20 protein-coding genes are annotated in these 21,189 nt (G+C 65.8%); 17 read left to right on the top strand and 3 right to left on the bottom strand.

Annotation, left to right across the window (positions count from 1 at the left end; translation table 11 throughout):
* Positions 1-46 precede the first annotated feature (46 nt).
* The 5 genes from NV401_RS12445 (at position 47) to NV401_RS12425 (ending at position 6,311) form a co-directional block, all read left to right on the top strand.
* A complete protein-coding gene (locus NV401_RS12445; protein ID WP_261294825.1) occupies positions 47-1,303 on the top strand; it encodes a M24 family metallopeptidase in 1,257 nt (418 codons plus the stop codon).
* Positions 1,258-2,199: a diacylglycerol/lipid kinase family protein gene (locus NV401_RS12440; RefSeq protein WP_261294755.1), complete on the top strand. Its 942-nt coding sequence runs from the start codon at positions 1,258-1,260 to the stop codon at positions 2,197-2,199. Before NV401_RS12445 ends, NV401_RS12440 begins: the two co-directional genes overlap by 46 nt.
* Before the next feature lie 108 nt (positions 2,200-2,307).
* The gene (locus tag NV401_RS12435; protein WP_261294754.1) at positions 2,308-2,718 is read left to right on the top strand and encodes a VOC family protein; all 411 of its coding nucleotides are present in this window, start codon (positions 2,308-2,310) and stop codon (positions 2,716-2,718) included.
* Positions 2,719-2,875: 157 nt separating this feature from the next.
* On the top strand, positions 2,876-5,542 hold the full coding sequence (gene alaS / locus NV401_RS12430; RefSeq protein ID WP_261294753.1) for an alanine--tRNA ligase: 2,667 nt from the start codon (positions 2,876-2,878) through the stop codon (positions 5,540-5,542).
* A gap of 109 nt (positions 5,543-5,651) precedes the next feature.
* The gene (locus NV401_RS12425) at positions 5,652-6,311 is read left to right on the top strand and encodes a hypothetical protein (protein ID WP_261294752.1); all 660 of its coding nucleotides are present in this window, start codon (positions 5,652-5,654) and stop codon (positions 6,309-6,311) included.
* Between the two features lie 5 nt (positions 6,312-6,316).
* Here the strand turns inward: NV401_RS12425 and NV401_RS12420 are convergent, their stop codons facing one another.
* The gene (locus tag NV401_RS12420) at positions 6,317-8,143 is read right to left on the bottom strand and encodes a cation:proton antiporter domain-containing protein (protein ID WP_261294751.1); all 1,827 of its coding nucleotides are present in this window, start codon (positions 8,141-8,143) and stop codon (positions 6,317-6,319) included.
* Between the two features lie 39 nt (positions 8,144-8,182).
* On the opposite strand from NV401_RS12420, the gene NV401_RS12415 reads away from it, so the two are divergent.
* Complete coding sequence (locus NV401_RS12415; protein WP_261294750.1) at positions 8,183-9,391, top strand: FAD-dependent oxidoreductase; 1,209 nt, start codon at positions 8,183-8,185, stop codon at positions 9,389-9,391.
* A 4-nt stretch (positions 9,392-9,395) separates the two neighbouring features.
* Here the strand turns inward: NV401_RS12415 and NV401_RS12410 are convergent, their stop codons facing one another.
* Positions 9,396-10,619, bottom strand: a complete 1,224-nt coding sequence (locus NV401_RS12410; RefSeq protein WP_261294749.1) for an NADP-dependent isocitrate dehydrogenase — start codon at positions 10,617-10,619, stop codon at positions 9,396-9,398.
* A 143-nt stretch (positions 10,620-10,762) separates the two neighbouring features.
* Here NV401_RS12410 and NV401_RS12405 point away from each other — a divergent pair, with 143 nt between their 5' ends.
* The 4 genes from NV401_RS12405 (at position 10,763) to tsf (ending at position 14,641) form a co-directional block, all read left to right on the top strand.
* A complete protein-coding gene (locus NV401_RS12405) occupies positions 10,763-11,494 on the top strand; it encodes a phosphatidylserine decarboxylase (protein WP_261294748.1) in 732 nt (243 codons plus the stop codon).
* 7 nt (positions 11,495-11,501) lie between these two features.
* Positions 11,502-12,314 carry a CDP-diacylglycerol--serine O-phosphatidyltransferase gene (gene pssA / locus NV401_RS12400; protein ID WP_261294747.1) on the top strand — a complete coding sequence of 271 codons (813 nt, stop codon included), beginning with the start codon at positions 11,502-11,504 and terminating at the stop codon, positions 12,312-12,314.
* Positions 12,315-12,715: 401 nt separating this feature from the next.
* The gene (gene rpsB, locus NV401_RS12395) at positions 12,716-13,621 is read left to right on the top strand and encodes a 30S ribosomal protein S2 (RefSeq protein WP_261294746.1); all 906 of its coding nucleotides are present in this window, start codon (positions 12,716-12,718) and stop codon (positions 13,619-13,621) included.
* An 87-nt stretch (positions 13,622-13,708) separates the two neighbouring features.
* On the top strand, positions 13,709-14,641 hold the full coding sequence (gene tsf / locus NV401_RS12390; protein WP_261294745.1) for a translation elongation factor Ts: 933 nt from the start codon (positions 13,709-13,711) through the stop codon (positions 14,639-14,641).
* A gap of 87 nt (positions 14,642-14,728) precedes the next feature.
* Here tsf and NV401_RS12385 read toward each other — a convergent pair whose 3' ends face one another.
* Positions 14,729-15,508: an SDR family oxidoreductase gene (locus NV401_RS12385; protein ID WP_261294744.1), complete on the bottom strand. Its 780-nt coding sequence runs from the start codon at positions 15,506-15,508 to the stop codon at positions 14,729-14,731.
* Positions 15,509-15,762: 254 nt separating this feature from the next.
* Between NV401_RS12385 and pyrH the strand changes: the two genes are divergently transcribed.
* The 7 genes from pyrH to NV401_RS12350 all read left to right on the top strand — a co-directional run.
* A complete protein-coding gene (pyrH, locus tag NV401_RS12380; RefSeq protein ID WP_261294743.1) occupies positions 15,763-16,485 on the top strand; it encodes a UMP kinase in 723 nt (240 codons plus the stop codon).
* A 1-nt stretch (position 16,486) separates the two neighbouring features.
* Positions 16,487-17,044, top strand: coding sequence for a ribosome recycling factor (gene frr, locus NV401_RS12375; RefSeq protein ID WP_261294742.1), 558 nt, complete (start codon positions 16,487-16,489; stop codon positions 17,042-17,044).
* Positions 17,041-17,796 (top strand): isoprenyl transferase, encoded by a 756-nt coding sequence (locus NV401_RS12370; RefSeq protein ID WP_380816765.1) that lies wholly within the window; start codon positions 17,041-17,043, stop codon positions 17,794-17,796. Before frr ends, NV401_RS12370 begins: the two co-directional genes overlap by 4 nt.
* Complete coding sequence (locus tag NV401_RS12365; protein ID WP_261294741.1) at positions 17,793-18,599, top strand: phosphatidate cytidylyltransferase; 807 nt, start codon at positions 17,793-17,795, stop codon at positions 18,597-18,599. The genes NV401_RS12370 and NV401_RS12365 overlap by 4 nt, the downstream gene beginning before the upstream one ends.
* Positions 18,596-19,753, top strand: a complete 1,158-nt coding sequence (locus NV401_RS12360) for a 1-deoxy-D-xylulose-5-phosphate reductoisomerase (protein WP_261294740.1) — start codon at positions 18,596-18,598, stop codon at positions 19,751-19,753. The genes NV401_RS12365 and NV401_RS12360 overlap by 4 nt, the downstream gene beginning before the upstream one ends.
* Complete coding sequence (rseP, locus tag NV401_RS12355; protein WP_261294739.1) at positions 19,750-20,883, top strand: RIP metalloprotease RseP; 1,134 nt, start codon at positions 19,750-19,752, stop codon at positions 20,881-20,883. Before NV401_RS12360 ends, rseP begins: the two co-directional genes overlap by 4 nt.
* Before the next feature lie 78 nt (positions 20,884-20,961).
* A partial coding sequence (locus NV401_RS12350; RefSeq protein ID WP_261294738.1) for a hypothetical protein occupies positions 20,962-21,189 on the top strand: 228 nt, incomplete at its 3' end.

The following is a 21,189-nucleotide window of genomic DNA, read 5'->3' as shown; positions in this document are numbered from 1 at the left end:
GATTGCGGCCGTGCGGTCAAGCGCCGTATCGTTTGTGGCGATGCCAATGCCCACCCCCAATCGCCGCCAGATGCTCCGCGCCGCGGCGGTGTTACCGCTGCTCAATGTTGCCGGCGCCCTCCGCGCCGCCGAACCCGATCTTTCTGCGCTGCGCGATATCACCGGCGGCACGCGCCCGATCGGCACGGCCGAACGCACTGCCCGGCTTGCTCGCGCGCAGGCACTGATGAGGGCGAACGGGATCGGCGCGGTGCTGATCGAGCCGGGCTCGTCGCTGATCTATTCCACCGGCGTGCGCTGGAGCCGCAGCGAGCGGCTGACCTGCGCGATCCTGCCGGTTGAGGGCGAGCCGTGCATCGTCACGCCGTTTTTCGAAGAGCCGTCGGTGCGCGAATCGCTCGGCATCAACGCCGAGGTGCGCGTGTGGCAGGAGGATCAGAACCCGCTTGCGGTCGTCGCCGGGTTCCTGCGAGATCGCAAGCTCGCCGCCCGCCCGATCGGGATCGAGGAGACGATGCGCTTCTTCGCGGTCGACGCGCTCCAGCATGTTCTGCCCGACGCCAGGATCGTCACCGCCAACCCGGTCGTGCGCGGTTGCCGCATGATCAAGACCGCCGCGGAAATCGCGCTGATGCAGGCCGCCACCGAGGTGACGATCGCCGCCTATCGCTGGACCTATCCGCGCATCGAGAAGCGCATGACCAACCGCGACATCGCCGCGCTGATGAACGCGGCGACGCGCAAGCTGGGCGCCGATCCCGAATTCGAACTTGTCCTGGTCGGCGAGGCCGCGGCCTATCCACATGGCAGCCGCCAGCCGCAGATCGTCACCGATGGCGGAATCGTGCTGATGGATTGCGGCTGTACCGTGCAAGGCTATCAGTCCGACGTGTCGCGCACCTTCGTCCATGGTCGCCCAAGCAAGGCACAGCGCAAAGTATGGGGCGAGGTTGCGCAGGGCCAGCAGGTTGCCTTTGCCGCCGCCAGGATCGGCACGGCCGCCGGCCAAGTCGATGATGCCGTGCGGCACTATTATACCGGGCTCGGCTACGGCCCGGATTATACACTGCCCGGCCTGTCGCACCGCACCGGTCATGGCATCGGCATGGACGGCCACGAACCGGTCAATCTCGTCCGCGGCGAGGCGACGAAGCTCGCGGCCGGCATGTGCTTTTCCAACGAACCCGGCCTTTACCTGCCGGGCAAGTTCGGCGTGCGGCTGGAGGATTGCTTCCACATGACCGCTGCCGGCCCGCAATGGTTTTCGACGCCACCGGCCTCGATCGACGCGCCGCTCGGGTGAGTGCTGCCGTTCCGGTGCTGATCAACGCTGCTGGCGGCACCGCGGCGGCGAAAGGCGATGGACTCGGGGCCGAAGTCCGCGCCGCCTTCGACCAGGCTGGGCTCGAGATCCATCTACACCTGATCGACAGTAGCGACATTCGCGCTGCCGCCGAGAGACACGCGCACCTCCCGCTGGTCGTGGTGGGGGGCGGCGACGGCACGTTGGGTAGCGCGGCGGCGGGGCTCATGAAGGGGAAGGCTGCGCTCGGCATCCTGCCGCTCGGCACGCGCAACCACCTTGCGCGCGAACTTAACGTCCCGCTCGACCTGCCCGGTGCGGCAACGCTGATCGCAGCGCGGCCCACGCGCCGGATCGACATCGGCCAGGTCAACGGCCATCTGTTTCTCAACAACGCCTCGATCGGCCTGTACCCGGAGATGGTGCGGCTGCGCGATGAACGGCAGATGCAGCACGGTCTGCCCAAATGGCTCGCCGCCATTCCGGCGTCCTGGGCCGCACTTAAGCGGCTGCGCCACCATCGCCTGCGCCTGCACGGCCCAGATGGCGAGCAGGAGGTGATCACGCCGATGCTGTTCGTCGGCAACAACCATTATGCATTGGCGGCGGGGCAGATCGGTACGCGTGATGCGCTGGACGATGGCTTGCTTTCCGTCTTCGCCGTCGCCGCGCGCCGTCGTCGTGCGCTGCTCGGCTTCGCGCTGCGCACGCTGACGGGGCGGGCGGACCCGCAGGAGGATTTCGCAGCGCTCGGCGACGTCCATGCGCTTGCGGTCAGCGGGCGGTCGCGACAGATCGATATCGCCTTGGATGGCGAGGTGAGGGCGCTGCGCATGCCCCTTGAGTTCAGCATCCAGCCCGGCGCGCTGACCGTGGTCGCGCCCAATGCCGACTGAACAGTGCCTTGCCGAGCCTACAGCCGGGATGATGCGGCGTTACCGTCGCTGGCGGCTGCCTGTTCCCGGTGATATCGCGCCGGTTTCCAATCTACAGGGAATGGGTGAGTGACCGAGCTGGCTGGATTTCATCATATCGGGATCGTTGTCGCGGATATCGAGGCCAGCGCCACCTGGTATGGCGAGACGCTAGGGTTTGAGCGGCTGTTTACCTATGGCTGGCCTGGCGTGCAGGCCACGTTCATTGCGCGGGGCGGCTTGAAGATCGAGCTGTTCCAGAACGAGCAGGCAGCGCCCATGGCGATGGAACGACGGCAGCCCGAAACCAACCTCAGGATCGGTGGGATCAATCACTTTGCGATCGAAGTGGCGGACCTCGACTCCATGATCGCGTCGCTGCGGGACAAGGGCGTCGCCATCGTCTCGCCGCCGCGCGAAGTGCCGAACAGTGGCGGTTGTCGCTTTGCGTTCATCCACGACAACGAACAGCAACTTGTCGAGCTGTTCCAGCCTGCCTAGGCCCACATTTTGGGGCATAGCGACCGCGAGTTCGGTGGCTGCTTGCCCCGCCGGGCCGTTCGGCAGCACACAATCGGCATTGCGACTGTCAATCCCGATCCCGCACCGCCACCAGACGACTTGAGCAACCGCGTCTGCTCGCCTAGATCGCATCCCCATGACCGCACACTATATGTCCACCAACGACATCCGCCGTTCGTTCCTCGATTATTTCGAGAGTGAAGGACATGCCCGTGTGCCCTCGGCACCGCTCGTGCCGCAGAACGATCCAACCTTGATGTTCGTCAATGCCGGCATGGTGCCGTTCAAGAACGTCTTCACCGGACTGGAAACGCGGCCGTATGTCACGGCGACGTCGAGCCAGAAGTGCGTCCGCGCCGGCGGCAAGCACAACGATCTCGACAATGTCGGCTATACCGCGCGCCACCACACCTTCTTCGAGATGCTCGGCAATTTCTCGTTCGGGCAATATTTCAAGGACCAGGCGATCACCCACGCCTGGACACTCCTGACGAAGGTCTGGGGCCTGCCCGCCGACAGATTGACCGTCACCGTCTATCATACCGACGACGAGGCGTTTGAACTGTGGCAGCGGATCGCCGGCCTGCCGGACGACCGCATCATCCGCATCGCCACCGCGGACAATTTCTGGACGATGGGCGATAGCGGGCCGTGCGGGCCGTGCTCGGAGATCTTCTACGATCATGGCGACCATATCCCCGGTGGCCCGCCGGGCAGCCCGGACGAAGATGGCGATCGCTTCGTCGAGATCTGGAACCTCGTGTTTATGCAGTACGAGCAGCTCGACAACCAGATCGTCGGCGATCTGCCCAAGCCGTCGATTGATACCGGCATGGGGCTGGAGCGCGTCGCGGCGGTGCTGCAGGGCGTGCACGACAATTACGATACCGACACGTTCAAGGCGCTGATCGCGGCCTCCGGCGCGCTGACTGGCACCGCCACGACCGGCGACAACCAGGCCAGCCACCGCATCATCGCCGATCATCTGCGCACCAGCGGCTTCCTGGTTGCGGACGGGGTGCTGCCGGCCAACGAAGGCCGCGGCTATGTCCTGCGCCGGATCATGCGCCGTGCGATGCGCCATGCGCATCTGTTGGGCGCCAAGGAGCCATTGATGCACCGGCTGGTCCCCGCGCTGATCGCCGAGATGGGCGCTGCCTATCCCGAATTGCTGCGTGCGCAGGCGTCGATCGAATCGACGCTGTTGCAGGAGGAAAAGCAGTTCCGTCGCACGCTGACCAACGGCTTGCGCCTGCTCGACGAAGCCACGGCGGACATGTCGGCCGGCGATACGCTGCCCGGCGAAACCGCGTTCAAGCTCTACGATACGTTCGGCTTCCCCTATGATCTGACCGAGGATGCGCTGCGCGGGCTCGACATGCATATCGACCGTGCCGGCTTCGACACCGCGATGGCGGAGCAGAAGCGCGCCGCGCGCGCCGCCTGGAAGGGCTCGGGCGCCAAGGCTTCCGACGACATCTGGTTCGACATTGCCGAGCAATCCGGTGGCACCGAGTTTCTCGGCTATAGCGCAACGGCGGGTGAGGGGCAGGTCGTCGCCCTGGTCAAGGACGGCGCACGCGTCGAACATGCCACGACCGGGGACAGCGTATCGATCGTCGTCAACCAGACGCCCTTCTACGGCGAGAGCGGCGGTCAGGTCGGCGATACGGGCATGATCGCCAATGATGAAGGCCTGCGCGCCAATGTGACGGAAACGTCGAAGCAGCTTGGCCGTATCTTCGTCCATCATGCGCGCGTCGATGCCGGCGGGATCAAGGTCGGCGATACCGTCAAACTGCAGATCGATGTCGCACGACGCGATCAGATCCGCGCCAACCATTCGGCCACGCATCTGCTGCACGAGGCGTTACGCCAGCGGCTCGGGCTACACGTCGCGCAGAAGGGCAGCCTGGTCGCGCCCGATCGCCTGCGTTTCGATTTCTCGCAGCCGACCGGTATCGATCCGGCGCGAATCGGCGAGATCGAGGCCGACGTGAATCATCACATCCGCGCCAATTCGCCCGTTTCCACCCGGCTGATGACGCCCGACGAGGCGATCAAGGAGGGAGCAATGGCGCTGTTCGGCGAAAAATACGGCGACGAGGTCCGCGTCGTCTCTATGGGCACCGACGGCGACAATACCTATTCGCTCGAACTGTGCGGCGGCACGCATGTCACGGCATTGGGCGATATCGGGCTGTTCAAGGTGGTCGGCGAGAGCGCGGTATCGTCAGGCGTGCGGCGCATCGAGGCACTGACCGGCGAGGCCGCGCGGCAATATCTGGCATCGCGCGACGAAAAATTGCGCGAGACGGCCGCTACATTGAAGTCGACACCGGATGAGGTTCCCGCACGCGTGGCGGCGCTGGTCGAGGATCGCCGCCGGCTGGAGCGTGAACTGGCCGAGGCCAAGAAGGCGCTCGCCTTGGGCGGGTCGGGCGGCGGGGCCGGGGCCATGCCGGCCGGGCCGGAGCAGATCAACGGGGTCAACTTCGTCGGGCAGGTGCTAAACGATTTCGACGCGAAGGGGCTGCGTGGCGCAGTGGACGAGGCAAAGCAGCGCATCGGCTCCGGCATTGCAGTCATGGTGGCGGTGAACGACGGCCGCGCGTCGATCGCGGTCGGCGTCAGCGCGGATTTGATCGCGACCTACAATGCGGTCGATCTGCTGCGCGTGGCGGTTGCTGTGCTGGGCGGTCAGGGTGGCGGCGGTCGGCCAGACATGGCGCAGGGCGGTGGTCCCGAAGGAACCAAGGCAGATGAGGCACTTGCCGCGATCCGCGCAACTTTGACGCCATGACATCGTTAAGCTGATGGTTAGGTACGTTGTGCCAGACCATCGGCAACACGATATTGCGATTGGGCGGCGATCGATGCGTTTTTCAACCAGGTCTTTGCCGTTCGTGGGTGTGGCCGCGCTTGTTGCAACGGCACCCTGCGTCGCCGCGGCGGAAACGCCGCGCGACGTGCTCACCACCGCCGTCTTTGCCGATCGCGACAAGGCGACGGCGCTCGCCAAGATCGATCGCGTCCATCAGGTGACCGGTGCGCGACTTGCCCGTTCGGCCGATGATCAGGAAGCGGCCATCGTGCAAGCGACCGCCATCGGCTATCGGGCGAAGCTGACCGGTAACCGTGCGGGCGCGGTCGAGGCGCGGCGCCGGTTCGAGGCACTGATCGCGAAATACCCCAACAATCCCGAGGCGCATCTCGCCCTCGGCGCCTGGCATGTCGGCGTGATCGCCACGTTCGGCCAGTTCGTCGGTCGTGCGGCGGTCGGTGCGCAGAAGAGCGTCGGCTATGCCTCGATCGATCGCGCGCTCAAGCTCGGCGGCGACCGCGCCATGTATATTGGGCTGGCCGCGCTGCTGCGGCTCGAGCTGGACGGCAATGACGCCCGGGGCAAGCAACTGGCCGAAGCGGCGACGCGGGCGGCTGCGCCGACCGCACTCGACCGGATCATGCAGCGCGCCGCCAACCTGATGCTCGTCCCGCTCCGGAACGGCGACCGCAAGGCGACGCAGGTGCTGGCCGACCGGCTGCTACCGCTCGGCCAGATCGGAAAATAACAGGCTCAGGCAACGTTTTCGCCGAGCGTGCTGTGCCCTGGCGTTGCCTGGCGCAGGCGCCGCAAGCGCGGATCGCGATCCATCTGCGCCGAGGCGCGGATTTCCTGGCGGAGTTCGTCGCGCTTCTCATGGATCGAGGCGATCACCGGCCCGACCGCCACGCCGAGATCGACCAGCACGGCCTCCGACAGTTGCAGCGAGCTTTCGAGCGTCTCGGGCACGGCATCGGTCGCGCCGGCCTTGTAGAGCTGCGCGGCATGATCGACATCGCGGGCGCGGGCGACGATCGTCAGGTTGGGCACCCAGCCGCGCACGCGCCGCGTGAGGTGCACCGACAGGACTGGATCGTCCATCGTCAGAATCAGCGCCTTGGCGCGGCCGAGATTGAGCCGGTCGACCAGCTCCGACCGTGCGACGTCGCCGAAGATCACCGGATAGCCGTCGCGCCGCGCCGCCGCGACGACATCGATATCCGCCTCGACCGCCACGAACGGCTGATTGTGCACCTTGAGCATGTCGGCGACCATCTGGCCGACGCGACCGAAACCGATCACGACCGTGCCGGGGCCCTCGGCAGGGATTTCGGTATCCGTCGGGTCGCCCGTGGTGCGGCGCTCGATGCCCTTGGAGACACGCTTGCCGAGTTGCGACAGCAGTGGCGTGATGGTCAGGCCGATCGCGGTCACGGTCTGCCAGAAGCTCGCCGTGGTGGCGCCGATCAGGCTCGCCTGGGCCGCGGTGCCGAGCACGATCAGCGTGGTTTCGGAAGGACTGGCCATCAGCAAACCGGTCTCCGCGGCGACGCCGTTGCGGATCCCAGAAAGCTTGAGCAGAAGGAAGGTCACCGCGGTCTTGATCGCGATCACCCCGACGATCGCCGCGATCAGGCCGACCCAGTTTTCCGCGATCATGCGGATGTCGAGGCTCATGCCGACCGTGATCAGGAACACGCCCAGCGCCAGGCCCTTGAACGGCGCGGTGATCACCTCGACCTCGTTATGGTAATCGGTCTCGGCGATCAGCAGGCCGGCGAGCAAAGCGCCGACGATCGGCGACAGGCCGGCCGCCGTGGTGGCCAGGCTCGCGGCGATTACGACCAGCAATGAGGCGGCCAGGAACAGTTCGGGGCTCTTGGTGCGCGCCGCCTGGGCGAACAGTTTCGGCAGCAACAGCCGGCCGCCAATGAAGATGATCGCGACGGTCAGCGCCCCGCGCCCGAGCACGCCGAGCACATTGGCCAGGCCATCGCCCGCGGAAGCCGGGGCCAGCGCGGCGAGCACGAAGATGATCGGGACCAGCGCAAGATCCTCGAACAGCAGCATGGCGAAGGCGGAGCGCCCGACCGGGCTGGTCGTGCCGGCGATCGGCAGCACCAATGCCGTGGATGACAGCGCCAGCGCGATGCCCAGCGCCGCGGCGCCGGCGAAACCCAGGATCGTCGCGTCGACCGACACGCGTTCGTAGCAATACAGGCCCAGCCCGATCAGCGCGCCCGAGGCGAGCAGCTGCGCCGCCCCGGTGCCGAACACCAAGGCGCGCATCGCCCAAAGGCGCTTGAGCGACAGTTCGAGGCCGATCGAGAAGAGCAGCATGGTGATGCCGAATTCGGCGAAAGGCTCGATCGAATGCGCGTCGGAAATGGTGAAATAATAGAGCCACGGATGATCGGCGACAAGCGTGCCGAGCCCGGACGGGCCGACCAGCAGACCAACAAGGATGAACCCGATCACCGGGCTGATGCGAAACCGTGCGAACGCCGGGATGACGATCCCTGCCGCACCGAGAATGACCAGCGCATCGCTGAATCCGTTATTGAGTAGGGGTGCTGCCATGGGCAGTATGTAACCGCGAACTGGAGACAATGTCAGCCCATGCGCGAGACGGATGTCCTTATTGTCGGCGGGGGGCCTGCCGGCATGATGGCCGGGTTGCTCTTTGCGCGCGCCGGCGTGACGACGATGGTGCTGGAGAAGCACGGCGACTTCCTGCGCGACTTCCGCGGCGACACGGTGCATCCGTCGACCTTGCGGCTGTTCGACGAACTTGGGCTGTTGTCCGCCTTGCTCGAGCGGCCGCACGACAAGATCGCACAACTCGGGGCGCGGGTGGCGGGGCAGGCGCTGCGGCTGGCGGACTTCCGCAGGTTGGATGTGCCTGCACCTTATATCGCGCTGATGCCGCAATGGACGTTCCTCGATTTCGTTGCCGGCGCGGCGCGGCGCTACCCGGCCTTCACGCTGCGCCAGGGATGCGAGGCGCTCGCCCTGATCGAGGATGGCGGGCGCGTCGCGGGCGTCCTGACCGCGACCGGGGAGGAGCTCCGCGCCCGACTGGTGATCGCCTGTGACGGGCGCGATTCATCGTTCCGCGCGGATCTGCCCGCGACCGACATCGGCGCGCCAATGGACGTGTTCTGGTTTCGGCTGCCCAAGACGCCGGGGCGGGACAACGATACGCTGGGGATCGCCGATAGCGGGCGGCTGTTCGTGCTGATCGACCGCGGTGCGTATTGGCAATGCGCCTTCGTCTTCGCCAAAGGGCGCGCGGCGCAGATCAAGGCCGAGGGGTTGGCGGCGTTTCGCGATCGCGTGCGCGCGGTCGGCCCGGAAACCGCAGGGGTCGATCAAGCGATCACCGACTGGGCGCAGATCAAGCTGCTGACCGTGACGGTCGATCGCCTGCGGCGCTGGCACCGGCCGGGATTGCTGGTGATCGGCGATGCCGCGCACGCCATGTCACCGATCGGCGGGGTGGGGATCAATCTGGCGATCCAGGATGCGGTCGCCGCGGCGAACATTCTCGCAGGCCCGATGGCGGCCGGCGCACACCCCGACCAACTGCTGGACAGGGTACGTCAGCGACGGATGCCGGCCGTACGATTGACGCAGGGCGCACAACGACTGATCCAGGACCGCATCATCGCGCCGTTGCTGCGGTCGACCAAACCGCTGAAGCGACAGCCGCTGGCGGCGCGGCTGCTCGATCGCTTCAGCCTGCTGCGGCGCATCCCCGCCCGCCTGATCGGCATGGGCGTCCGCCCGGAACATATCCGCTCGCCGGATGCCGGCGAGCGGATGTGAACGATCAGCCGGTGATCTCGCCCATCTTGGCTTCGAGGTTCACGCGGACCTGCTCGAAGAACTGCTCGGTCGTCATCCACGGCTGCTCGGGGCCGATCAGCAGCGCGAGATCCTTGGTCATGTGACCGTCCTCGACCGTCTTGATGCAGACGCGCTCGAGCGTCTCGGCGAACTTGGTCACCTCAGGCGTGCCATCGAACTTGCCGCGATACTTGAGCCCGCCGGTCCAGGCGAAGATCGACGCGATCGGGTTGGTCGACGTCGCCTTGCCCTGCTCGTGCTGGCGGAAGTGGCGCGTGACGGTGCCGTGCGCGGCTTCCGCCTCGACCGTCTTGCCATCCGGCGTGAGCAGCACCGAGGTCATCAGGCCGAGCGAGCCGAAGCCCTGCGCGACCTGGTCCGACTGGACGTCACCGTCATAGTTCTTGCACGCCCAGACGAATTCACCGTGCCACTTGAGCGCCGAGGCGACCATGTCGTCGATCAGCCGGTGCTCGTAGACGATGCCCGCTTCCTTGAACTTGTCCTTGAATTCGCTCTCGAACACCTCGGCGAACAGGTCCTTGAATCGGCCGTCATAGGCCTTGAGGATCGTGTTCTTGGTCGACAGGTACACCGGCCACTTCAGGTTGAGGCCGTAATGCATCGAGGCGCGTGCGAAATCGCGGATCGAATCGTCGAGATTGTACATCGCCATCGCGACGCCCGGCGACGGGAACTGGAACACTTCCTGGTCGATGACCTTGCCGTCGTCGCCCTCGAACACCATCCGCAGCTTGCCGGGGCCGGGGACGAGGAAATCGGTCGCGCGATACTGATCGCCGAACGCGTGACGGCCGACGACGATCGGGTGCGTCCAGCCCGGGATCAGGCGGGGGACGTTCTTGATCACGATCGGCTCGCGGAAAATCGTGCCGCCGAGGATGTTGCGGATCGTGCCGTTGGGCGACTTCCACATCTTCTTGAGGCCGAATTCCTCGACGCGCTGCTCGTCGGGGGTGATCGTCGCGCACTTCACGCCGACGCCATACTTCTGGATCGCCTTGGCGCTGTCGACGGTGATCTTGTCGTCGGTGCCGTCGCGGCTCATCATGCCGAGGTCGTAATATTCCAGATCGATATCGAGATAGGGGAGAATCAGGCGCTCGCGGATCCACTGCCAGATGATCCGCGTCATCTCATCGCCATCGATTTCCACGACAGGCGTCTTTACCTTGATCTTCGCCATGATGCTCTTTCCGTGAGGGGGAGGTTTGGCCAAGCGTCTAGGAGCAAGGCGCGAACGGATCAACCTCCCGGATGTCCGCAGGGCGACCGGCGGGTGGGCAAGGGACGTTGTCAGTCGGTGACGCGAGCGGTAGAACGAAGCCTATGGCATCCCTAGACAAGCCGCCGCTGGCGACGACTACCGTTAAATGGCGGTTCCCTGATATGCATCCCGAGGGGCGCAAATATGTGCTCGTCGCACTGGCGGTCACGCTGCTGGGTACCTGGATGATTTCCAACGTGCTGTTCTGGCCACTGCTCGGCGTGACGGCCTGGGTCGTGACGTTCTTCCGTGATCCGGTGCGTACCACACCGCAGGGTGAGGACCTGATCATCGCGCCGGCCGACGGGCTGATCACGATGATCGAGCGGATGCCTGTGCCGCGCGAACTGGCCGGCGAAAACGGCCTGGGCGATGCGCCTTTGGTGCGCGTGTCGATTTTCATGTCGGTGTTCGACGTGCATATCAACCGCACGCCAATCGCGGGTACGATCCGGCAGGTCGTGTATATTTCGGGCAAATTTCTCAATGCCGATCTCGACAAGGCAAGCGAGGAGAATGAGCGCCAGCATATCGTCGTCGAGGGCAAGGACGGGCGCCGCGTCGGATTCACGCAGATCGCCGGGCTGCTCGCCCGCCGTATTCTCGGTTTCGTGAAGCCGGGCGACATGGTCGCGACCGGCCAGCGCGTCGGGCTGATCCGCTTCGGTAGCCGCGTGGACGTGTTCCTGCCCAACGATGTCGCCTGCCAGGTATGCCTCGGCCAGCGCAGCGTTGCCGGCGAGACCGTGCTCGGGCGGGTCGGCGGCACCGTGCCTACCGGCATCGCACAGTGACGCGCGCATGAGGCGCCCCCTGCCACGCAAGCCGCGAGGCCTGCCGCTCCGCGCCGTCGCACCCAACGCCATCACGGCCCTGGCATTGTGCTCGGGTCTGACTGGTATCCGGTTCGCCATCTCGGGCAATTTCGAGATTGCGGTGCTGATGATAGTCATCGCAGCTGTGCTGGACGGGCTCGATGGCCGGATCGCACGCCTGCTCCAGGGCGAAAGCCGGTTCGGGGCCGAGCTCGATTCGCTGGCTGACGTGATCTCGTTCGGCGTATCGCCGGCGCTGATCATGTATCTGTGGTCGCTGAAGGACCTGCCCCGGCTCGGCTGGCTATGTTCGCTGGTGCTCGCGGTATTCTGTGCGCTGCGCCTGGCGCGGTTCAACGCGCAGATCGACGAGACCGAGCAGCCGCACAAATCCGCCGGGTTCCTGACCGGGGTGCCGGCACCGGCAGGGGCCGGCCTGGCGATGCTACCGCTGTTTTTCTGGGTGTGGACCGGCGAAGCGGTGTTCCGCTCGCCGTTGCTCGTCGCGCCGTGGGTGGCGCTGGTCGCCGTGCTGATGATCTCCAGCATCGCAACCTATTCCTGGGGGTCGCTCAAGCTGCGGCGGCATGTGCGGTTCGAAGCGCTGGCGGTCGTGGTACTGGTGGGGGCGGCGATCATCTCGGCGCCGTGGCACACCGTATCGCTGCTCGCGGCAGCCTATTTCCTGTCCGTGCCGTTCAGCATGCGGTCCTACTCCCGGATCAAGCGGCTGCGCGCTGCGCCGGTGCCGTCTGCGGCTGGGCCAGTCGCGCCCGCGACGACGACCGACGATCCCTGAGCACGAGGTGCGGCATCGCGGCGACATCTTCACGACCCTGCAGCAGTGCGATGATACGCGGAAGCGCCGGCATCAGGGTGTGGAACATCACGGCAAGGGATGTTCCCAATGCGGTCGCGAACAGCAGGTATGAAACGAACGTCATCATGGCCCAACTCCCTAGAATTCCGGGCAGAAATCGGAACGAAAACCCCCTGAGGATTTCGAAAGTTCCATGTCCTGCTTACGGACCCTTTATGTTCCACTGATGTTCCGCCGTCAACACTTGATTTCGTACGTGGCGCGCGGTAAAGGGCGCGCCTTCACACCGCATGGGAAGCATACATAGCCGGTGTCCGGCGGGTTCCACCCGCCACATGGATCACTCGCTTCCCAGAGGCTCAACCGGAAAGGAAATATCTATGGCGGCACCAGTCGTCTCCATGCAGGCGTTGCTCGAAACGGGCGCGCATTTCGGACACCAGACGCATCGCTGGAACCCGAAGATGAAGCCCTACATCTTTGGCGACCGCAACGGCGTCCATATTCTCGATCTTTCGCAGACCGTACCGCTGTTCGCGCGCGCGCTTGAGTTCGTCGCGGCATCGACCGCGGCTGGCGGCAAGGTGCTGTTCGTCGGCACCAAGCGCCAGGCGCAGGAGCCCGTCGCGGACGCAGCGCGTCGTTCGGGCCAGCATTTCGTCAACCATCGCTGGTTGGGCGGCATGCTCACCAACTGGAAGACCATCTCGGGCTCGATCAAGCGCCTCAAGACGCTGGAAGAGCAGCTGTCGGGCGACACGCACGGCCTGACCAAGAAGGAAGTGCTGCAGCTGACCCGCGAGCGCGACAAGCTCGAACTGTCGCTGGGCGGCATCCGCGACATGGGCGGTATTCCGGACGTGATGTTCGTGATCGACGCCAACAAGGAAGAGCTGGCGATCAAGGAAGCCAACACGCTGGGTATCCCGGTCGTTGCGATCCTCGATTCGAACGTCTCGCCCGATGGCATCGCCTTCCCGGTTCCGGCCAATGATGACGCCAGCCGCGCCATCCGCCTGTATTGCGAAGCGATCGCCATTGCCGCGACCCGTGGCGGCCAGGAGCAGCAGGCGCGTCACGTCGACGTCGGCGCGCTCGAGCAGCCCCCGGTCGAGGAAGCGCTGACGGTTGCCCCGGTCGAGGCATCGCCGTCGGTCGCTGCCGACACGTCGGTGACGGAAGCCGATTTCGCGCCCGCCGCTGCTGAAGCTGCCGATCCGGAGACGCCTGCCGCGTCGACCGAGCCGGAAACGGCCGCCGAAGGCGAGCGCCAGATCGACGCATAAGCGTCACCTTGCTGAGTTAGCGGGCGGGGTGGGGCGAGAGCCTTTCCCCGCCCGCGTCACATTTGCAGACTGAAAAGGATTAGAGACATGGCCGAGATCACGGCAGCAGCGGTGAAGGATCTGCGCGAAAAGAGCGGCGCGGGCATGATGGATTGCAAGAAGGCACTGACCGAAGCGAATGGCGACATGAACGCCGCGGTCGACTGGCTGCGCGCCAAGGGCCTCGCGGCCGCCGCCAAGAAGTCCAGCCGCACCGCCGCTGAAGGCCTGGTCGGCGTCGAAGTCAACGGCACCAAGGGTGCTGCGGTCGAGGTGAATTCGGAAACCGATTTCGTCGCCAAGAACGACCAGTTCCAGACCTTCGTGCGTGATGTGACCGCGGTAGCGCTCGCGCTCGGCGATTCGATCGACACGATCAAGGCCGCTTCGCTCGGTGAAAAGACCGTCGAGGAAACGCTGACCAACAACATCGCCACGATCGGCGAGAACCAGGCGATCCGTCGCGCCAAGCGTCTCGAAGTGAGCGTGGGCGCTGTCGTGCCGTACGTGCACAATGCGGCTGCGCCGGGCCTGGGCAAGATCGGCGTGCTGGTCGCGCTCGAGAGCGAAGCCGATGCCGAGACGCTCAACGCGCTGGGCCGGCAGATCGCCATGCACATCGCGGCAGCCTTCCCGCTCGCGCTGAACGAGGAAGATCTTGATCCCGAGGTGATCGAGCGCGAGCGCGCAATCGCCACCGAAAAGGCGGCCGAAAGCGGCAAGCCGGCCGACATCATCGCCAAGATGGTCGAAGGCGGCATCGCCAAGTACCGCAAGGAAAACGCGCTGGTCAGCCAGTTGCTGGTGATGGACGGCAAGACCAAGATCTCCGACGTCGTCGCCAATGCCGCAAAGGCCGCGGGCAAGCCGATCAAGCTGGTCGACTATGTCCGCTTCCAGCTCGGCGAAGGCATCGAAAAGGAAACCAGCGATTTCGCGGCGGAAGTCGCTGCCGCTTCGGGCGTCAAGCAGCCGGTCTGAGGATCGGTTGCTGCGATCAAGCAGGAGGGCCGCGTCGAAAGACGCGGCCCTTTTTGCGTTTGATCGGGTGCGGCCCGATCGGGTCTGTCAGCCCGGCGTGGCGGCCGATCCGGCGAGCAGCCCGCCGTCGATGTTGAGTTCCGTGCCGGTGATATAGGTCGCTTCGTCGGACGCGAGCAGCACGGCGATCGCGGCGACTTCGTCTGGCTGGCCGAAGCGCTTGAGCGGCGTGTCGGCAACCAGGGCCTGCATCCGATCCTCGCGGTCCGGGCCGGTGCCGAGCATCGGCTCCCATATCGGCGTGAGAATCGCCGCCGGGTGGATCGAGTTGCAGCGGATTCGCCAGCCTTGCTGCGCGCAATAGAGCGCGACGCTTTTCGTGTGGTTGCGGATCGCCGCCTTGGACGCCGCATAGGCCGCGGCGAGCGGGATGCCGACCAGCCCGGAGCGCGACGAGATGTTGATGATCGATCCCGTGCCCTGCTGCTTCATCGCGCCGATCGCATAGCGGCAGCCGAGGAACGTGCCGTCAAGATTGACGGCATGAACCGCGCGCCAATCGGCCAGGCTGGCATGTTCGGGATCGTGCGGGCCGCCGCCGTGCTCGAAGCCGGTGATCCCGGCATTGTTGACCACCACGTCGGCGATCGGAATGCGCTCGGCGAGGCGCGCCCAATCGACTTCCTCGCGCACGTCGAGCGGCTCGAAGTGGCAGCCGATGGTCCGCGCTGCGGCGGCGCCGGCGGCGCGATCTATATCGGTGAGGATAACGCTGCCGCCCTCGTCGTGAAAGTGGGCGGCGATGCTGAGGCCGATGCCGCGCGCGGCACCGGTAACGACACAAATCTTGCCAATCATTCTGGGCATGGAAATCTCGATATCAGGGTCCTGGGTGGCGGCTCGCGCCGCCGTCAATGCTGTGCCGCCTTAGCGGAAACGCTGGACCATGATCGAAACTCCTCGGGCGGAGATTAACCCAAGGCGGCGTGCTGCGCAACGCCGCGCAGGGGGGCCGCGCCGGGTGGGGCCGCGCTTACGTCCAACGCCCGCGCTTCGCCCTTCCAATCGCTCCCGCGCACCACTAAGGTCCGCGCCGCCCGCCTTCAGCATATTGGACCCCCGTGACGACACCCCGCTACAACCGCATCCTGTTGAAATTATCCGGCGAAGTCCTGATGGGCGAGAATGGCCTCGCCATCGATCCCGCCGTCACCGCGCGCGTCGCCGGCGAGATCGCCGACGTCAAAGCGCAAGGCTATGAGCTGTGCATCGTCGTGGGAGGTGGCAATATCTTCCGCGGTCTCGCCGCCGCCGCCAAGGGCTTCGAACGCGCCACCGCCGACCATATGGGCATGCTGGCCACCGTGATGAACGCGCTCGCGGTGCAGAATGCGCTCGAACAGATCGGTGTCTCGACGCGCGTGCAGTCCGCCATTTCGATGGACAAGATCTGCGAGCCGGTGATCCGCCGCCGGGCCGAACGCCATCTCGAAAAGGGCCGCGTGGTGATCTTCGCCGCCGGCGTCGGCGAGCCGTATTTCACCACCGACAGCGGCGCGGCGCTGCGCGCGGCGGAGATGAAGTGCGACGCCTTGTTCAAGGGCACCTCGGTCGACGGCGTCTACGATGCCGATCCCAAGATCGTGCCCACCGCGACGCGCTACGATACGGTCAGCTACGATACCGTGCTGGCGAAGAATTTGAAGGTCATGGATGCCAGCGCTATCTCGCTGTGCCGTGACAACGATATCCCGATCGTCGTCTTCAATATCCGCGAGCACGGCAATTTCGCCGCCGTGCTGAGCGGCGAAGGCGTCTCGACGACCGTACAGAAGGAGCAATAACATGGCCGCATACGACAAGGCCGATCTCGAACGCCGCATGGCCGGCGCGGTCGAGGCGCTGAAGCACGATCTTTCCGGCCTGCGCACCGGGCGTGCTTCGACCTCGCTGCTCGATCCGGTGACGGTGGAAGTGTACGGGGCGCAGATGCCACTCAACCAGGTCGCCACCGTCTCGGTGCCCGAGCCGCGGATGATCTCCGTGCAGGTATGGGACAAGTCGAACGTCGGTCCGTGCGACAAGGCGATCCGCTCAGCCGGACTGGGGCTCAACCCGATCGTTGACGGCACCACGCTGCGCCTGCCGATCCCCGATCTGACCGAGGAGCGCCGCAAGGAGCTTGCCAAGCTGGCGGGCAAATATGCCGAGGACGCGCGCATCGCCGCGCGCAACGTGCGCCGCGATGGCATGGATTCGCTCAAGGCCGACGAGAAGAAGGGCCTGTTCGGCGAGGACGACCGCAAGAAGCTCGAGACCGAAGTGCAGAAGCTGACCGACAAGACGATCGGCGAGCTCGATGCGGCGGCGACCGCCAAGGAAAAGGAAATCCTGGGCAAGTGAGCGCGGCGCCTGCCATCGCGCCGGAGCCAGTCCCGGGAAGTCGCGTCGGCGGCGGCGCGTTGCCGCGTCATGTCGCGATCATCATGGACGGCAACGGGCGCTGGGCCAAGAAGAGGTTCCTGCCGCGCGTCGCCGGGCACAAGGCCGGCGTCGAGGCGGTGCGCGCGGTAACCCGCGCGGGCCGCGCGATGGGCATCGAGGCGATGACGCTGTATGCCTTTTCGTCGGAAAATTGGCGGCGGCCGGAAGAGGAAGTCAGCGACCTGATGGGTTTGCTGCGCATCTTCATCCGCAGCGATATCGACGAGTTGGCGCGCGAGAACGTGCGGCTGCGCGTGATCGGCGATTATCGCCGCTTCGCACCCGATCTGGTCAAACTGGTAGACGATGCGATCGCGCGGACGCAGTTCAACACCGGACCGATTCTGGCGATCGCGCTCAATTACGGCGCGCAGGCCGAAATCGCGGCGGCGGCGCGGCGGCTCGCCGCCAAGGCGGTCGCAGGCGAGCTCGCGATCGAGGCGATCGACGATGCGGCGATCGAACACGAACTCGACACGCGCGACCTGCCGCCGCTCGACCTGCTGATTCGCACCTCGGGCGAAGTGCGGCTGTCCAACTTCCTGTTATGGCAGGCGGCCTATGCCGAATTGCTGTTCGTCGACACGCTGTGGCCCGATTTCGACGCCGCGGCACTAGCCCAAGCGGTGGCGACGTTCGCGCAACGCCAGCGGCGTTATGGCGGCCTGTGACCGCGGCAAAACGTAAATCGGACCTCGCGGTCCGGGCGGGTACTGGCGTGTTGCTGATCGCAGTTGCCGCGGTAGCGCTGTGGCTCGGTGGTATCGCCTTCTGGGTGCTGTGCACTGTCGGCGCCCTGTTCATGATGGCCGAATGGGCCGATCTTGCTGCCACGGGCGCACGGGCCGATGCGCGCAACAAGCGGGTCGCGCAGTTCGCGCTGTCGGTGCCGCTGGCGACGATGGCGCCGGCCTCGCTGATCATCGAGGTGCATTATTTCTTCACGTTGGGGCTGCTCGCCGGCGCCGCCTTCTTCACCGTGATCGTCACGCGCCAGCCGCGCCTGGCCTCGGGTATCGTCTATTGCGGGCTGCCGGTACTGTCGCTGGTATTCCTGCGCCGCGCCGATCACGGCTTGCTGTTCGCCTTCTGGACGCTGGCGCTGGTCTGGGCATGCGATATTGGCGCCTATTTTTCCGGGCGTTCGATCGGCGGGCCGAAGCTCGCGCCGGCGATCAGCCCGAACAAGACGTGGGCCGGCCTCGCCGGAGGCGTGGTCGCCGCCGGCCTGTTCGCCATGCTGCTGCACGTCCAGTTCGGCCTGCCCTGGCGGATGACGCTGGCGACGCCCGTATTGGCGGTAGTGGCGCAGGGGGGGGATTTGTACGAGAGTTGGCTGAAGCGGCGGGCAGGGGTCAAGGATAGCGGCAATATCCTGCCCGGCCATGGCGGCGTGCTCGATCGGCTCGACGGGCTGGTGCCGATCGCGCCGCTTGCTGCGCTGTTGCTGATCCTGCCACGGTTCTACGCATGAAGACCGTCACCATCCTTGGCGCGACCGGGTCGGTCGGCAGCTCCACGCTCGACCTGATCGAGCGCGAGCCGGACAAGTTCCAGGTGCTGGCGCTGACCGCCAATGGCGATGTCGAGAAACTGACGCAGGCGGCGGTGCGCACGCGCGCGCAGCGTGCCGTGGTGGCGGACGAGACCTGTCTGCCGGCGCTCCGCGAGCGGCTGGCCGGGACGGGGATCGAGACCGCGGGTGGACGCCAGGCGTTGCTCGATACTGCGGCGATGGGCGCGGACTGGACGATGGCGGCGATCGTCGGCTGCGCGGGTCTGGAGCCGGTGATGGCCGCGGTGGAGCAGGGCGGCACGGTCGTGCTGGCCAACAAGGAGCCGCTGGTCTCGGCCGGCGAGATCATCCTCGCCGCCGCCGCCAGGCACGGGGCGACGCTGCTGCCCGCGGATTCCGAGCATAATGCGATCTTCCAATGCTTCGACGCGACCCGGCCCAAACGCGTGCGGCGGATCATAATCACCTGCAGCGGCGGCCCGTTCCGCGACTGGTCGACAGAACAGATGCGGATCGTGACGCCCGAACAGGCGGTCGCACATCCCAATTGGTCGATGGGTGCGAAGATCTCGGTCGATTCGGCAACCTGCATGAACAAGGGGCTCGAACTGATCGAGGCGGCACGGCTGTTCCCGGTGCCGTACGAGCGAATCGAGATCGTCATCCATCCGCAATCGGTGATCCATTCGCTGGTCGATTATGTCGACGGATCGGTACTGGCGCAGCTGGGTCCACCCGACATGCGCACCCCCATCGCGCATTGCCTGGCCTGGCCCGACCGCATGGCGACGCCGATGCAGCCGCTCGATCTGGTGGCGCTTGGCCGACTCGACTTTGCCGCCCCCGACGAGATGCGCTTCCCGGCACTTCGCCTGGCGCGCGATGCGCTCAATGCCGGCGGTGCGCGACCGGCGATCCTGAATGCCGCCAACGAGATCGCGGTGGCGGCTTTTCTCGCGCGGCGCATCGGCTTCCTCGAAATTGCCGCAATCGTGTCCGATACGTTGCTGCGTTATGACCCGCCCGCGCCGACGACGCTGGACGAGGTCCTGGCGATCGACGCGGGGGCGCGTGCTGCAGCGAACGAGCTTGTGAAGGATCGCGTAATTTGATCGAGACCCCCGGCCTGTTGTTGACCATCCTGGCGTTCGTGCTGGTGATCGGGCCGCTCGTGTTCGTGCACGAGATGGGCCATTACCTGGCCGGGCGCTGGTGCGGCGTGAAGGCCGAAGTGTTTTCGATCGGTTTCGGCCGGGAAGTGTTCGGCGTGACCGACAAGCGCGGCACGCGCTGGAAGTTCAGCTGGCTGCCGCTCGGCGGCTATGTTAAATTCGCCGGCGATCTCAATGCCGCGAGTCAGACTGATCCGGCCTGGCTCGCGCTGCCCGCTGCCGACCGTGCGCAGACCTTCCCGGCCAAGCCGCTTTGGCAGCGCGCGATCATCATCGCCGCCGGCCCGCTGGTCAATTTCCTGCTCGCGATCCTGATCCTGATGGGCTTCGCCTTGCTGTACGGCGACGTGCGGACACCGCCGGTCGTGCGCGAGGTCGTGCCGAGCAGCGCCGCGGCCAAGGCCGGGCTGCAGCCCGGCGATCGTATCACCGCGCTCGGCGGGCGTGGCGTCGGCACGTTCGACGACGTATCGCGCTATGTGAAGATTCGCGCCAACGAACGCGTCCAGATCGATTTCGATCGCGCCGGCACGGCGCAGCGCCGTGATGTCGTGATCGGCACGCAGGCGCAGGTCGATCGGTTCGGCAACACATACGAATTCGGGCTTCTCGGCATCGCGCCGGAAAGGCCGGTGCTGGTCGAGGTCGGGCTGCTCGACGCGCCGGTCGTCGCTCTGCGCCAGACGCGCGATATCGTCGTGACGATGGTCGAGACACTGGGACAGGTGATCAGCCGTCGCCGCTCGGTAAAGGAACTGGGCGGGCCCTTGCGCATCGCCAAGATTTCCGGCGAACAGATCAGTATCGGCCCGGAAGCATTCGTTTTCCTGATCGCGCTCGTGTCGATTAACTTGGGGTTCATCAATCTCTTGCCAATTCCGATGCTTGATGGCGGCCACCTGTTTTTCTACGCAATCGAGGCTATAGGGCGGCGTCCGGTGAATCCGGCGGTGCAGGAATGGGCCTATCGTGGCGGGCTGATGGCGCTGCTGGTGTTCATGATGTTCGTCACGTTCAACGATCTTGGCGCATTCGGCCTGTGGAAGAATCTGGCCGGCTTGATCGGCTGACGTAGGTAAGGCAGGGCGGGCGCGTTAGTTTTGGCGACCCGCGTAATTTCTCCGGTTTGGGGTGGGATAGTGACAAGCATGGTTTCGAAATTCGGCGTACGCGCCACGACGGCGTTGATGGCGGGCACGATCCTGTCCGGCCTGCCCGTCGCGGCGAGCGCGCAGGGCGCCCCCCCGCAGACCGCGCCGACGCTGGCGCCGGTGCCGGCCAATGTCGCGCCGGCGGTGGTGCGCCAGATCAAGACGCTGCGCGTCGAGGGTTCGCAGCGGATCGAGCCGGACACGGTATTGTCCTACACCAAGCTG

This window comes from Sphingomonas hylomeconis (genome assembly GCF_025370105.1).
In the GTDB taxonomy this organism is placed as follows: Bacteria; Pseudomonadota; Alphaproteobacteria; order Sphingomonadales; family Sphingomonadaceae; genus Sphingomonas; species Sphingomonas hylomeconis.
The sequence above is the reverse complement of the archived record's forward strand: the minus strand, read 5'-3'. Positions and strand labels throughout refer to the sequence as shown.